Here is a 14124-nt window from a genome sequence, read left to right as displayed (position 1 = left end):
TAGGGCTCGATGAACTCCCACTCCGCGTCCGTCAATTGCACTCGCGTCACGCAAAACGATCTACCAGATCGGACCCCGAAACGAGGGCGGATCCCGCAGATTGATCACAACCAAATACACGCCCTAGTGCCTCACCTCCCGGCGGCCGGTGCTGCTGCTACGGCCCGCGCGGGACCACCGCCATCCGCCCGTCCCCCGCCTCCACCACCGCCAGGTCTCCCGACTGATCGGTGCGGTAGACGGTGAGCCCGAGCCGCCGCAGAAGCCCGAGTGTGGACATGGCGGGATGACCGTAGTCGTTGTCGGCTCCCACACTGATCAACGCGGCTCGCGCACCAAGCGACGCCAGGAAGGCCGGAGACTGCCGGTTCGACCCGTGGTGCGGAGTCTTGAGGATGTCAGCCCGTACGGCGAGCCCGCGCAGCAGTTCCTCCTGCGCCTCCGTTTCCAGATCGCCGCCGAGCAGGATCGATCCGGATCGCCAGCGTACGTGCATGACCACGCTCGAGTTGTTGATCGCGCTGCCCTCGCCATATCCGTTCATCTCGCCATGAGCGGGATCCGGGGCCAATACGGTCAGTTCCGACGGCCCGAACCTCCAGCGCGTCCCCGGTGAGGCCGTCCATTCGGGTATCCGGCGATGCGCCAGCGTGGCTGAGACACGTGAACCGGCCCTGTCACCGGCACGCAGCGGGCTGACGACCACCGCGCCAACGCGCCTGTTACGGAGAACACCCGGCAGGCCATCCACGTGGTCTGCATGGGGATGGGTGAGAACGAGCAACGGTATGTCCTCCACACCGAGTCTTCGCAGGCACCGATCCATGGCGACCGGGTCCGGTCCCGTGTCGACCACGACGCCTCGCCCCGGTCCGGCCGAGATCACCAGGCCGTCTCCCTGCCCCACGTCGCACATCACCATGAGCCAGCCCTTGGGAGGCCATGGACCGGCGATGGGCCGGACCACCAGCACCGCAATCAGGGCGGCACCGGCCACTGTCGCTGCGATGGCGCGCCAGGCCCGGCGTCGCAGGATCGGGATCGCCACGGCCACCGCGAGCAGGAGCAGGCCCAGCCCAGGCAGTCCAGCAGGCCAAGGCACGGTGGCGAACGGAAGGTTCACCGCCCACCGGGCCACCGTGACGATCCAACCGACCGCGTAACCGGCCGGGATCACGAGCAGCCGCGCACCATCAGGCCACAGGGGTGCCACCAGAGCGGCGCCGAAGCCGAGCAGCGTCGCGGGCGCGACTGCCGGTGCGACCAGCAGGTTGGCGATCACCGCGACGGGCGTCAGCTGTCCCGACATCAGGACCAGCACGGGGGTCACGGCGACCTGCGCTGCCGCCGGCACAGCCACTGCCTCGGCCACCCAGCGGGGTAGCCGGTACGTCGGCTTGTCCGAGGCCGAGTTCCCAGCCGAGGCCGGACTCTGGGCCGAGGCACCACGGGCCGGGGCCACACCACCGGCTGAGGCCTCACCTCGGGCGGAGGCCTCACCACGGGCCGGGGCCTCACCACGGGCCGGGGCCTCACCACGGGCTAGGGCCTCATCACGGGCTAGGGCCTCATCACGGGCTAGGACTGCGCCACGCACTGGGGCCGTACCACGGGCTGAGGCCGTACCACGGGCTGAGGCTGCGCTATCCGCTGGGGCGGTGGCACCGACCGGAACCGGGCTACGGACTGGTACAGGGCCGAATCCGGGGGTCGAGGCACCATCCGAAGACTGAGCACGGCCCAAAGCCGAGGCATCGAGCGGTTCAGGGCCGCCGTCCCGGTGTTGGTGAGGTTCGGTGTCAGGTGCTTCCGATGGGGCGGCCTCGTCTTTCGAGCCTGACAGCTTGTCTCGCCAGCGCGGTGCGAGGAGGAGGATGCCTGCTGTCGCGGCGACCGAGAGGGCGAAACCGTAGGAACGGGCAAGTTCGGGGGCGAACAGCACCAGGAAGAGGACCGTCGCCGACAGGGCCGCGAAGCCGTCCTTCGAGCGGCCTGTGCCCATGGCGATGGCTGCTGCCAGGCCCATCAGAAGAGCTCGCAGGACGCTCGGGGAAGGGCGCGCGACCACGGTGAACGCGAGCATCGCGACGGCGGCGAACACGGCTCTCACGGGGAGGGAGAGGCCGATCAGGCGGGAGAGTGCGAGGGTCGCACCCGCGACGATCGCCAGATTGGCGCCGCTTACGGCGTTCAGGTGGCTCAGGCCGGCTTCTCTGAGGTCGGAGGTCACCTGGGGGTCCATGCGGGACACGTCACCGACTACCAGGCCGGGGAGGAGGCCGCGCTGGTCGGGTGGCAGCACGTCGGCGGCGGATCGCAGGCCCGATCTGAGGGTGCCCGCTGCGGTCTGGAGGCTGGATGGGGATGTCAGGACTCGTGGTGGCTCTCGGACGAGCAGCGTGGCGGCTACCAGGGTGCCAGGGGTCGGTTTCGCCAGGCGGCCGGTGACCTCGACGTGTTGGGTCGGCAGGAGGGTGTTCCAGGCTCGGCCGGTGGCGAAGACAGTGATGGGGACGTTGATGGCTTCTCTGGTCGTGGACGTCTGAATGATCTTTAGGTCTGCGGGGATCACGTAGCTTTCTTGGTTGAAGCGTCCGTTTCCCTTGGGTCTGCGCTTGGGGTCGTCGGTCAGCGCGATCTGGGCGGTGATGAATGCGTTCTGGGCTGCGAGTTCTGCTGCTGGGCCCGTGGTGATGGCGTGGATTCGGAGGGCGACCGAGGCTGCGGCCGCGGCTGCGCAGATGAGTGTGGCTATGGCGATGTTCCGCCATGACCTCTGCCTGGCCCCGCGCCAGCCGGTCCGTTCGGCGCCCAAGCTGGTGGGAGCAGCGGCCCGACATTCGGTGCGGTAGGCGTCACGGCATTCGGTGCGGTCGGCGTGCTGGCGATTGGTGCGGTCGGCGTCCTGCCGTTTGGTGGGGTCGGCGTCCTGCCGTTTGGTGGGGTCGGCGTGCTGCCGTTTGGTGGGGTCGGCGTTATGACGCTCTGTGTGATCGACCGCTGCGCGAGTGAACCAGGCGGTCGCGGCGGCGGCGAGGACGGCGGAAGCGGCGACGATCATGCCGGTGCTGGCTGGGCATGCGAGGAGGGTGAGAGCGCTGGCCCAGGCTGCTAGAGCGGGGAGGGTGAGGGGCCAAGCGTGGTCGCGCGCGCTCGAGGCGGGATCCGAGTCCGGATCCGAGGAGGGGCCAGCACTGGGGTCGAGGCGGAATCCAGCGGCATGGCCCGAGTCGGAGGCGGGGTCATGACAGGGTGCGCAGCCAACGTCAGGGCATGGGGCGGGGACGGCGTCAGGGCATGGGGCGGGGGCAGCGTCAAGGCGGGGGGCGGGGGCAGCGTCGGGACAAGGGGCGGGGACAGCGCCGAGGTGCGGGCCCGGGCTGGGGTTGGATGTGGGGGTGTGGTCGTGCGGGTGGTGCCCTTCGTGGGGTTGATCGCCGGAGAGCCCGTGGGCGTTGTCGGTACGTGCTGGGCCGGTGGGTCCGGTGGGCGGGCCGGGCATGTCAGACCCGGACCTTTGGTTTGATCTCTTCGAACTTTCTTGGGCCGATACCGCTGACTTCGCGGAGTTGGTCGACGGTGGTGAAGCCGCCGCGGCTGGTGCGGAATTCGATGATGCGTGCTGCCAGGACCTCTCCCACGCCCGGAAGCTGCTCCAGTTGGTCGGCGGTGGCGGTGTTGAGGTCGAGGATGGCGGTGGCCGGGTCAGCTGCGGGAGAACCGGCCACCGCCTGGCCCTGGGTGGCGCCCACGACTATCTGCTCGCCGTCGATCAGGCGTCTGGCCAGGTTGAGTTGTCCCGTGGAGGCTCCTCGGGACACCCCTCCGGCGGCGGTCACGGCGTCCGCCACCCGAGACCCTGAGGGGAGGAGGTAGACGCCTGGTTCGCGAATCTTGCCGGCTACGTGGACGGTCACCTTGGCGGTGGTGGGCGACGGGGTCAAGGGCGTGATCGAGGCGATCGGGGTGGGCGGTGGGAGCGGTTGGGGGGAGGGTTGCGATCGCCAGACGAAGAAGGCTGCTACGGCCGTGGCGAGACCGCCTACGGCGAGTAGGACGCGTATGCCTGGCCTGCCTGGATCGAGGGCGGGGCTCTGCGAGCTGAGGATCTTGTGGAGTCTTTTGACCGAGGCTGGTAGCGGGATGGGGGCGGGCCTGGGCGGGGGCTGGGGTGTGGGCGGGGGGTCCTGGGAGATGTTGTCGTTGTTGGTGGTGGCGTGCGTGGCGGTGGAGGGGTCGATCCACTTCGTCCCGTTTCGCAGGGAGGTTGGGGGTGTCGAGGCGGAAGCTTCCTCCTGCCAGTTCTCCGTGGGGGCTGAGTGGTGCGTTTCCCTCCGGGCTCCAGGTCCGCTACCCGTGGCCCACGGCGGGCGGCCCAGGAGACGGCGGGGGCGGCGGGCAGGGGCCGTGATCGACCGTAGCCGGGATTCGGCTATGGCCCGCTCTGCCGACGGATCGGGGGTTCGCACGCAGGCGACGGTATGGCCTGGGAGCCAGCCGGAGCGGACCCGAGCGGCGTTCTGGGGACAGCGGCAGGAGTGGGGGACATGGCTGTGGATGGCGGTGGGAGCGGGTGCTCAGGGCAAGGGACAGGGGGGTTGTGGGAGGGGGCGACGCGTCTGGGATGGCGATGGTCGCGGCTTGCCGGCCGGTAGGGGGTGGTGGGGTGTCCCGTTCGATACGTGGCCGACAGGGCGGTCATGGGACTTATGGCAGAGGGTGCATGGTCACGCGAACCGGCAGGGTGGCTAATGGTCGCATGACGTGACGGTCAGGCCGAGCATGCCCGGCCCCACGTGTACGCCGATCACCGCCCCCACCTCCACCACCCGCAGGTCCACCAGCCCGGAGATCCGCTTCGGCAGCCGCTCCGCCAGCGCCTCGGCCCGTTCCCTCGCGCCAAGATGCTGCACCGCCACCTCGACAGGGCCGTCCCCCGCTGCCCGCACCGCGAGGTCCTCCAGGCGGGCGATGGCGCGGGCGGCGGTACGGACCTTTTCCAGGAGGGAGATGCGGCCGTCCACGACGTGGAGCAGGGGCTTGATCATGAGGGCCGAGCCGACGAGGGAGGCGGCGGCGCCGATGCGGCCGCTGCGGCGGAGGTAGTCGAGGGTGTCCACGTAGAAGAACGTGCGCGTGGCCTCCATGCAGCGGCGGGCGGCCGCCGTCACCGCCTCCAGGGAGGCCCCGCTCGCGGCGGTACGGGCGGCGGCCAGGACCGGATAGCCCAGGCCCATCGCGATCGAGCGGCTGTCGATCACTTCCACCGGTACGGGGGCGTCGCGGGCGGCGGCCCGGGCGGATTCGATCGTGCCCGACAGTTCACCTGATACGTGGATCGAGACGATCGCCGTGGCTCCGGCGGCGGCCAGGTCCGAATAGCACGCGGCGAAGCGGGTCGGCGATGGGCGCGAGGTGGTGGCCGAGGCGAAGTCTCCGGTGAAGGAGCCCTCGTCGAACGACACACCGCCGCCCGTGGGCCGCCCCGATGTGGCCGCATGGACCGTCTGCGAGGGGGTCGTCACGTTGGATGGCCGTGTCGGGCCGAGGTTCGCCGGGCCCGGAGGGGTTGCGGACCGGATCGAGGGGGCGCGCCCAGCGGTTGCCGGAGGCGCGGGCGCGGCGGGAAGAGAAGGGGCGGAGGCCGAGGAAGTGGTGATGGTGGAAGCGGTGGTGCTGGGTGACGTGGTGCCAGGTGACGTGGCGGCGGGTGACGTGGCGGCGGGTGACGTGGTGCCGGGTGACGTGGTGGTGGGCCGGGAGGTGCCGGCATCAGCGGGTGGTCGTGCGATCACCTGTACGGGAACCACGGCCACACCATCCACAGACCCCAGGTAAGCGGTTGAATCCGTGACAACAGCGACCAACGGCGACATAACCCGAGATTAACTACTGAACGGGCGTCCCACCCCGCCATACCCGACGCGGCTTGAGTCCGAACGACCAGGCGAAGGCGCCCTCGTGGTCGGCGTCCCACTGCACGATGTCCGCCAGCCGCCCCGGAGCCAGGACCCCGCGGTCCGGCGCGCCCAGGACCGTGGCGCCGCCGAGGGTGGCCGCGCGGAGCGCGTCGTTGACGCTCATCCCGAACGCCGACACCGCCATGGCGATCACCAGGGACATCGAGGTGATGCCGCAGTAGCCGGGGTTGTGGTCGCTGCCGAGGGCGATCTGGACGCCGTGCTTGATCATCTGGCGGACCGGCGGGAGGTGGCCGCGCTGGAGGGCGGTGGCCGGGCAGACGACGGCGGGCACGCCGTAGCGCGACATGATCGCGATGTCCTCGTCGGACATGTGGTGGAGGCCGTCAGCCGACGCGCAGCCGAGCTCGGCGGCCAGCTGGACGGCGCCGCGGCGGCTGTAGGTGCCGGCGTGGATGCGCGGCAGCAGGCCGACGTTGCGGCCGGAGGCGAGGACCCAGCGGGACTCCTCGGTGGTGAAGTGGCCCTCGTCGCAGTAGACGTCGACGCTGTCGGCGCCCGCCGCGGCCGCGTCGGCGCACCAGGCGCCCACGGCCTCGACGTATTCGCGCTGCCTGCCGAAGTATTCGGGCGGCACCACGTGCGCGGCCAGGAACGTGACGTGCACCCGCGGCATCATCGGCTCCTTCTCCAGCTCGCGAAGGAGCCGCACGTCGGCGAGCTCGCCGTCGCGGGTGAGGTGGTAGCCGGTCTTGGCCTCGACGGTGGTGGTGCCGCTGAGCAGCCAGCCGCGCAGCCGCTCGCGCACGCCGTTGCAGAGCGTCCACGGGTCGGTGCCGCGGGTCACGGTGACGGTGGAGCCCACGCCGCCGCCCGCCGCGGTGATGGAGGCGGAGGTGGAGCCGCCGGTGCGGATGGCCAGCTCGGCGTAGCGGTTGCCGGCGTAGACGGGGTGCGTGTGGGCGTCGATGAGCCCGGGCGTGACGAGAGCGCCGCCCAGGTTTTCGACGTGGTCGACGTCGACGATGTCGTCGACGACTCCGGGAACGCTCTGCGGCAGGTCGGGCGCGCGCCCGACCCACGCGATGCGGTCGTTGTGCACCAGGATGGCGGCGTTGCTGAGGACCTCGTTGCCGGTCCAGAGGCGGCCGATGTTGGTAAGGAGCCGAACGGTCACCGCATCACCACCCAGCACGACCCCCAGGGCATGCGCAGAGCCCAGCGCACGGCCTGGGCCGCGCCCACTGAGTCCGCTCCGGGTCCGGACGACATGGGGGGTCTCCTGCTCTCATCCGCATCAGTGCGGTGACCGTATCGCCGGACGCATGATCCGGCGATTTCAGTTCAGTTACGTTATTTCACATGTTGGGCTGCTGTACAGGGTTATTCGGAAGAAAGACCACTCATCCCACGCGTCACGCAGCCCTACCTTGCCCCCATGACCCCCGCTGACGACTCGACCACCTGCAGTCAGCATTGAAACCAGAACCCAAACCAAAGACCAGACCAACGTTAGGTCTGGCCAATCCTAGCAATCCCAGGGTTCGGGGACCACTGCCGCTTTTGGGCAGCTCTGCGCGCTTTGCGGCGAGAGCTGCCCAACCATGCCGGACAGCGAAGAAAGGGCTAGGAGACGCGCTCCACCGGCTTGCCCACGCGCAGCAGCTCCTGGGACAGGCTCGGAAGCACCCTGGCGTGCAGGATCGTGCCGTCCTCCACGTGGTCCACCGAGAGCACCTCGCCCTCCTTGTGGGCCCGCGAGATCAGGTCACCCCTGTCGTACGGCACCAGCAGATGGACCTCGTGATCCAGCCGCGGCAGCCGCTCCTCGATGAGCCTCAGCAGCTCGGGGATGCCCTTGCCCGTGCGCGCCGAGACCACGATGCTGTCGCGCTCGCGCCTGGCGATCCGGTCGAGCACCTCCTGGTCGGCCGCGTCGGCCTTGTTGATCACCACGATCTCGGGCACGTCGGGCGCGCCCTCGATGTCGGCGAACACCTCGCGCACCGCCGCGAGCTGCCCCTCGGGGTCGGGGTGCGAGCCGTCCACCACGTGCAGGATCAGGTCGGCGTCGGCGACCTCCTCCAGCGTGGAGCGGAAGGCCTCGACGAGCTGGTGCGGCAGGTGCCGGACGAAGCCGACGGTGTCGGCGATCGTGAACAGCCTGCCCTCCGGCGTGCGCGCGCGGCGCACGGTCGGGTCGAGGGTGGCGAACAGCGCGTCCTCCACCAGCACGCCCGCACCGGTGATGCGGTTGAGCAGCGAGGACTTGCCGGCGTTGGTGTAACCGGCGATCGCCACGGCCGGCACCTCGCGGCGCTGGCGCTGGTAGCGCATGGTGTCGCGCGAGGTGGACATGCCGCTGATCTGCCGGCGCAGCTTCGACATCCGCTCGCGGATGCGCCGGCGGTCCAGCTCGATCTTGGTCTCACCGGGGCCGCGGCCACCGATGCCGACACCGCCGGCGGCGCGACCGCCGACCTGCCGGGACAGGTTGCCACCCCAGCCGCGCAGGCGCGGCAGCAGGTAGGAGAGCTGAGCCAGCTCGACCTGGGCCTTGCCCTCTCGGCTCTTGGCGTGCTGGGCGAAGATGTCGAGAATCAGCGCGGTGCGGTCGATGACCTTGACCTTGACCGTCTCCTCGAGCTGGCGGAGCTGCCCGGGGGCCAGCTCGCCGTCGCAGATCACGGTGTCGGCCCCGGTGGACTCGACCACGTCACGCAGCTCCAGGGCCTTGCCCGAGCCGATGTAGGTTGCCGGGTCGGGCTTCTGGCGGCGCTGGATGAGCCCGTCGAGCACCTGCGACCCAGCCGTCTCGGCCAGGAGCTTGAGCTCCAGGAGGGAGTTTTCGGCGTCCTCCGAGGTGCCGGAGGTCCAGACGCCGACAAGGACGACCCGCTCGAGCCGCAACTGCCGGTACTCGACCTCGGAGACATCCTGGAGTTCGGTGGAGAGGCCCGCCACGCGCCGCAGCGCCTGGCGCTCCTCGAGGTCCATGTCGCCGGTCTCGAACTCGTCGAGCGCGGTGTATTCGTGCATTCGTGTCATCTCTATTAGGGAACGTCTGGACACCTCGATGTCTTCCCACGATGGTGGCATGACATCCCCGGCGCAATCACCTGGTTATCCAGGTACCTCACGTCCCTGTCAAGCAGGCGCCACGGTGATGTCACCGGAACCCGCGGTGAGCGAGATCTTGTTCGGTGAGGCGCCGTCGTTCTTGACCGAAACGTTGGCGTCGCCGGATCCAACATCCGTTTTCACGTCATAAGCACCATCGGGAACATTCAGCGTGATATCCCCCGATCCTGTCTTCAGCTCGGCGCTTTCCGGCGCGGCGGCGTACTTGAGGTCGATGTTCCCCGACCCCGCGTCGGCGATCACCTTCTTGCCCCGCAGGTCCGCGGCGTCCACGTCACCCGAGCCCACGTGCACGTCGATCGGCCCGGTCAGGCTCCTGAGCGTGAGGTTGCCCGAGCCGCTGTCCAGGTCGACGTGCAGCCCCTTGGGAATCTCGATCTTGTAGTCGACGCCGCAGCTCCCCCAGTCCGAGGGGCAGCTGTACGTGAGGAACAGCGCGTCACCCTCGACCTTGTGCTCCGGCTTGGGCTTGTCGCCGCCGCGCCAGCGCAGTGTCTCGACGACGCGTACCGCGGAACCGTCCGTCTCCGTGATCACGGCGTCGCCGGAGTTGCTCTTGAGCTGGAGCTTGGTGACCTTCTCCGTCACCTGGTACGAGGCCGTCTCCTCGCTCCCCGGACCGGCCACGCTCGCGAGCCCGCATCCGGTCAGCAGCACGGCGGAGGCCAGCAGGCCGCCCGCGATCGCCATCGTCTTCATGCTGGAAATCCTGCCGTGAAGCGCCCTCGACCGACATCCGGAACACCCCCTAGGCGCCCCCGAGGTAACCCCAACCTTTGACCCGCCTATGTCAGGGGGGTAGCTTAACTTCCACAATCCAGAAGTCGTTTTCCAGGATGCGGAAAGATGAGGACCCATGGAGATCACCGGCCCGATGCTCGACCGGTTCGACGAGATCCTCACGCCGGAGGCGCTCGACTTCGTGGCGGCTCTCCAGCGGGAGTTCGGCGCCAGGCGGCTGGAGCTGCTTGACGCCCGCCAGACGCGCCAGGCGGAGCTGTCGGCGGGCGGCATGCTCGACTTCCTGCCGGAGACCAAGGAGGTCAGGGAGGCCGACTGGCAGGTCGCGCCCCCGGCGCCCGGGCTGGAGGACCGTCGCGTCGAGATCACCGGCCCGGTCGACAAGAAGATGACCATCAACGCCCTCAACTCCGGCGCCAAGGTGTGGCTGGCCGACTTCGAGGACGCCAACTCCCCCCTGTGGGAAAACTGCGTGTCCGGCCACCTCAACCTGCGCGACGCGCTCGACCGTACGATCGACTTCGAGTCCGGCGGCAAGGCGTACGCGCTCAGGCCCGACGCCGAGCTGGCCACCGTCGTGGTGCGCCCGCGCGGCTGGCACCTGGACGAGAAGCACGCCCAGGTGGACGGGCAGCCGGTCTCGGGGTCGCTGTTCGACTTCGGGCTCTACTTCTTCCACTGCGCCCAGCGGCAGCTCGACAAGGGCAAGGGCCCGTACTTCTACCTGCCCAAGATCGAGTCCCACCTGGAGGCCCGGCTCTGGAACGACGTGTTCACCAGGGCTCAGGAGCTGCTCGGCATCCCCCACGGCAGCATCAGGGCGACCGTGCTCATCGAGACGTACCCGGCGGCGTTCGAGATGGAGGAGATCCTCTACGAGCTGCGCGACCACTCGGCGGGGCTCAACGCGGGCCGCTGGGACTACCTGTTCAGCGTGATCAAGAAGTTCCGCACCCGGGGCCGCGAGTTCCTGCTGCCGGAGCGGAACGCGGTGACGATGACCGCCCCGTTCATGCGCGCGTACACCGAGCTGCTCGTGCGCACGTGCCACAAGCGCGGCGCGCACGCGATCGGCGGGATGGCGGCGTTCATCCCGTCGCGCCGGGATCCCGAGGTGAACGCGGTGGCGCTGGAGAAGGTGCGGGCGGACAAGACGCGCGAGTCGGGCGACGGGTTCGACGGGTCGTGGGTGGCGCACCCGGACCTGGTGCCGATCTGCCGCGAGGTGTTCGACGGGGTGCTGGGCTCGCGGCCCCACCAGCTCGACCGGCTGCGCGAGGACGTCAGCGTGTCCGCCGCCGACCTGCTGGCGGTGTCCGAGACGCCGGGCGGGATCACCGAGTCGGGGCTGCGCAACAACGTGGACGTGGCGCTGCGCTACCTGGCCGCCTGGATGGGCGGGCTGGGCGCGGTGGCCATCCACAACCTCATGGAGGACGCCGCCACCGCCGAGATCTCGCGCTCGCAGATCTGGCAGTGGATCCACAACGACATCAGGCTGAAGGACACGGGCGCGCAGGTGACGAAGGAGCTGGTCGAGCGGATCATCTCCGAGGAGCTGGCCAAGATCGCCCAGGAGCCCGCCTACGACGAGGAGTTGTTCGGGCAGGCGACGGCGTTGTTCAAGGAGGTGGCGCTGGACGACGACTTCGCGGAGTTCCTGACGCTTCCGGCCTATGCTCAAATGCCATAAGAAAGGGGGATCGGTGATGGAAACGCTGATAGCAGCCCTGCGGTCGCTGCTGCCCCACGACTCGGTGATCACCGATCCGGTACGCCTGCGCACCTACGAGTGCGACGGCCTCACCTACCACCGGGCGACCCCCGCCGTGGTCGTGCTGCCGAACACGGCCGAGCAGGTCGCCCGCGTGGTACGCCTGTGCAACGACTTCGGCGTGCCATTCGTGGCCCGGGGGTCGGGCACGGGCCTGTCGGGGGGCGCGCTCCCCCGCGAGGACGGCGTGCTGATCGTCACCTCCAAGATGCGCGCGATCCTGGAGGTCGACCTGGACGACCGCCGGGCGGTCGTGGAGCCCGGCGTCACGAACCTGGCCATCACCGAGGCCGTCCGCGACCGCGGCTACTACTACGCCCCCGACCCCTCCAGCCAGCAGGTCTGCTCGATCGGGGGCAACGTGGCGGAGAACTCCGGCGGCGCCCACTGCCTCAAATACGGTTTCACCGTCAACCACGTCGAGGCCTGCGAGATCGTCACCCCCGACGGCGACCTGGTCACGCTCGACCGCATGGACCCGGGCTACGACCTGCTCGGGGCGTTCATCGGCTCGGAGGGCACGCTGGGCATCGCCACCAAGATCACGGTACGGCTCAGCCGCGCGCCCGAGGCCGTGACCACGGTCCTGGCCGCGTTCGAGAGCATCGAGCAGGGCGGGCAGGCGGTCTCGGCGATCATCGGGGCCGGCATCGTGCCGGCCGCGATCGAGATGATGGACGCGCTGGCCATCGCGGCGGCCGAGGCGGCGGTGGCCTGCTCCTACCCCGAGGGCGCCGGGGCCGTGCTGATCGTCGAGCTCGACGGGCCGGCGGCCGAGGTGGAGCGGCAGTTCGCGCAGCTCCGGGAGATCTGCTCGGGGGCGTTCGAGCTGCGGGTGGCGGCCGGGCCGGACGAGCGGGCGGCGATCTGGAAGGGCCGCAAGTCCGCGTTCGCCGCCGTCGGGCGCATCAGCCCGGCCTACATCGTGCAGGACGGCGTGGTCCCGCGTACGTCGCTGCCCGCCGTGCTGGCCGCCATCGACCGGCTCTCGCAGGAGCACGGGATCAGGGTGGCCAACGTCTTCCACGCCGGGGACGGCAACCTGCACCCGCTGGTGCTGTTCGACGACGGGGAGCCGGGGGCGGGCGAGCGGGCCGAGGTGGTCTCGGGCGCGATCCTGGACCTGTGCATCGAGCACGGCGGCTCCATCACGGGCGAGCACGGAGTCGGGGTGGACAAATCCCGATACATGCCGAGGATGTTCAGCGAGGACGACCTGGACACCATGCAGCTCGTCCGGTGCGCGTTCGACCCCCGCGGGCTGGCGAACCCGGGCAAGGTGTTCCCCACCCCGAGGTTGTGCGGCGAGGTGCCGGGCGTGCGCAAAGGCGTGCATCCGCTCGTCGAGTCCGGGAAGGCGGAGCAGTTTTGATCGGCGGGGTGACGACCAGGCCGGCCGGCGCGGACGACGCGGTGAGCGGGGTGCGGCCCAGCCTGGTCGCGCTGCCGGAGACCGTGGAGGAGGTCGCGGCCGTGCTGCGGGCCTGCGCCGAGCAGGACCTGGCGGTGGTGCCCGCGGGCGGCGGCACGAAGCTGCACTGGGGCCCGCCGCCCGAGCGGTGCGACGTCCTGCTGGACATGTGCTGCATGAACGAGGTCCTGGAGCACGCGGCCGGCGACCTCGTCGTGCGGGCGCAGGCCGGGGTGACGATGGCGGCGCTGTCGGAGACCCTGGCGGGCAAGGGGCAGGAGCTGGCGCTCGACGTGCCGTTCGCCGAGGACGCGACGGTCGGCGGCACGCTGGCCGCCCCGATGCCGGGGCCGCGCGCGTTCCGCTACGGCACCGCCCGCGACCTGCTCATCGGCATCACCGTCGTGCTCCCCGACGGGACCGTCGCCAAGTCGGGCGGCAAGGTGGTGAAGAACGTCGCGGGCTACGACCTGGGCAAGCTCTTCACCGGCTCGTACGGCACGCTCGGCGTCATCGCGGAGGCCACCTTCCGCCTGCACCCGCTGCCCGCCGGCCGCCGCTGGGCGGTCGCGGAGCTCGACCCCGCCGAGGTGCCGCCGATCGCCGCGGCGCTGGCCGCCTCGCAGGCCGAGCCGAGCGCGGTCGAGGTGGACCGGCCGGACCCCGCCGGACCGGTCGGCCTGGCCGCGCTGGTGGAGGGCACGGCGGCCGAGGCCAGGGCCGAGGCGCTGCGCGAGCTGATCGGCAAGGGCACGGTGACCGGGGAGCCGCCGTCGTGGTGGGGGCTGATCCAGGGTGACGAGGTGCTGGTCGAGGTGCGGTTCCCGGCCTCGGGCACGCTGGCCGTGCTCGACGCGGCGGCCAGGGGCGGGCTGGCCCTGCGCGGCTCGCCGGTCTCCGGGCGGGTGCTGCTGGAGTCGTGGCGGGCGATGGAGGAGGACGAGCTGGCCGCGGCGGTCTCCGGGCTGCGCGAGCGGGTGGAGGCGGCCGGGGGGCGGGTGAGCGTGCTCGCCACGCCGTACGAGGGGGTCGACAGGTGGGGGCACGTGAGCGGGCTGCCGTTGATGCGGCGGGTCAAGGAACGGTTCGATCCCGGGCGCAGGATGTCTCCCGGCCGGTTCGTGGGAGGCATCTGA

10 protein-coding genes are annotated in these 14124 nt (G+C 70.3%); 4 read left to right on the top strand and 6 right to left on the bottom strand.

Going from position 1 to position 14124, the window contains the following annotated elements:
* Positions 1-157: 157 nt before the first annotated feature.
* The 3 genes from ACBJ59_RS43460 to ACBJ59_RS43450 all read right to left on the bottom strand — a co-directional run bounded on the left by ACBJ59_RS43460 (position 158) and on the right by ACBJ59_RS43450 (position 5525).
* Positions 158-3061: a ComEC/Rec2 family competence protein gene (locus ACBJ59_RS43460; RefSeq protein WP_375115939.1), complete on the bottom strand. Its 2904-nt coding sequence runs from the start codon at positions 3059-3061 to the stop codon at positions 158-160.
* Between the two features lie 442 nt (positions 3062-3503).
* Positions 3504-3917 carry a helix-hairpin-helix domain-containing protein gene (locus tag ACBJ59_RS43455; RefSeq protein ID WP_375115938.1) on the bottom strand — a complete coding sequence of 138 codons (414 nt, stop codon included), beginning with the start codon at positions 3915-3917 and terminating at the stop codon, positions 3504-3506.
* Between the two features lie 831 nt (positions 3918-4748).
* On the bottom strand, positions 4749-5525 hold the full coding sequence (locus ACBJ59_RS43450; protein ID WP_375115937.1) for a DegV family protein: 777 nt from the start codon (positions 5523-5525) through the stop codon (positions 4749-4751).
* A gap of 133 nt (positions 5526-5658) precedes the next feature.
* Here ACBJ59_RS43450 and ACBJ59_RS43445 point away from each other — a divergent pair, with 133 nt between their 5' ends.
* Positions 5659-5838: a hypothetical protein gene (locus tag ACBJ59_RS43445; protein WP_375115936.1), complete on the top strand. Its 180-nt coding sequence runs from the start codon at positions 5659-5661 to the stop codon at positions 5836-5838.
* Positions 5839-5889: 51 nt separating this feature from the next.
* Here ACBJ59_RS43445 and hutI read toward each other — a convergent pair whose 3' ends face one another.
* The 3 genes from hutI to ACBJ59_RS43430 all read right to left on the bottom strand — a co-directional run bounded on the left by hutI (position 5890) and on the right by ACBJ59_RS43430 (position 9761).
* Positions 5890-7098, bottom strand: coding sequence for an imidazolonepropionase (gene hutI, locus ACBJ59_RS43440; protein WP_364133489.1), 1209 nt, complete (start codon positions 7096-7098; stop codon positions 5890-5892).
* A gap of 449 nt (positions 7099-7547) precedes the next feature.
* The gene (hflX, locus tag ACBJ59_RS43435) at positions 7548-8960 is read right to left on the bottom strand and encodes a GTPase HflX (protein ID WP_375115949.1); all 1413 of its coding nucleotides are present in this window, start codon (positions 8958-8960) and stop codon (positions 7548-7550) included.
* A gap of 108 nt (positions 8961-9068) precedes the next feature.
* The gene (locus tag ACBJ59_RS43430) at positions 9069-9761 is read right to left on the bottom strand and encodes a DUF4097 domain-containing protein (protein WP_375115935.1); all 693 of its coding nucleotides are present in this window, start codon (positions 9759-9761) and stop codon (positions 9069-9071) included.
* Between the two features lie 157 nt (positions 9762-9918).
* Between ACBJ59_RS43430 and aceB the strand changes: the two genes are divergently transcribed.
* Genes aceB through ACBJ59_RS43415 form a run of 3 tightly spaced genes read left to right on the top strand, consistent with a single transcriptional unit; the run spans position 9919 to position 14124 of the window.
* Positions 9919-11496: a malate synthase A gene (aceB, locus tag ACBJ59_RS43425; RefSeq protein WP_375115934.1), complete on the top strand. Its 1578-nt coding sequence runs from the start codon at positions 9919-9921 to the stop codon at positions 11494-11496.
* A gap of 16 nt (positions 11497-11512) precedes the next feature.
* Positions 11513-12949 carry an FAD-binding oxidoreductase gene (locus ACBJ59_RS43420; protein ID WP_375115948.1) on the top strand — a complete coding sequence of 479 codons (1437 nt, stop codon included), beginning with the start codon at positions 11513-11515 and terminating at the stop codon, positions 12947-12949.
* An 8-nt stretch (positions 12950-12957) separates the two neighbouring features.
* Positions 12958-14124, top strand: coding sequence for an FAD-binding oxidoreductase (locus tag ACBJ59_RS43415; RefSeq protein ID WP_375115933.1), 1167 nt, complete (start codon positions 12958-12960; stop codon positions 14122-14124).

This window comes from Nonomuraea sp. MTCD27 (assembly GCF_041950495.1).
In the GTDB taxonomy this organism is placed as follows: Bacteria; Actinomycetota; Actinomycetes; order Streptosporangiales; family Streptosporangiaceae; genus Nonomuraea.
The sequence above is the reverse complement of the archived record's forward strand: the minus strand, read 5'-3'. Positions and strand labels throughout refer to the sequence as shown.

Bases quoted from the DNA above. Each gene is read 5' to 3' on its own strand.
- ACBJ59_RS43420 (WP_375115948.1), top strand. From the start codon at position 11,513: ATGGAAACGCTGATAGCAGCCCTGCGGTCGCTGCTGCCCCACGACTCG.
- ACBJ59_RS43445 (WP_375115936.1), top strand. From the start codon at position 5,659: ATGGTGGAAGCGGTGGTGCTGGGTGACGTGGTGCCAGGTGACGTGGCG.
- hflX (WP_375115949.1), bottom strand. From the start codon at position 8,960: ATGCACGAATACACCGCGCTCGACGAGTTCGAGACCGGCGACATGGAC.
- ACBJ59_RS43460 (WP_375115939.1), bottom strand. From the start codon at position 3,061: ATGATCGTCGCCGCTTCCGCCGTCCTCGCCGCCGCCGCGACCGCCTGG.
- aceB (WP_375115934.1), top strand. From the start codon at position 9,919: ATGGAGATCACCGGCCCGATGCTCGACCGGTTCGACGAGATCCTCACG.
- ACBJ59_RS43430 (WP_375115935.1), bottom strand. From the start codon at position 9,761: ATGAAGACGATGGCGATCGCGGGCGGCCTGCTGGCCTCCGCCGTGCTG.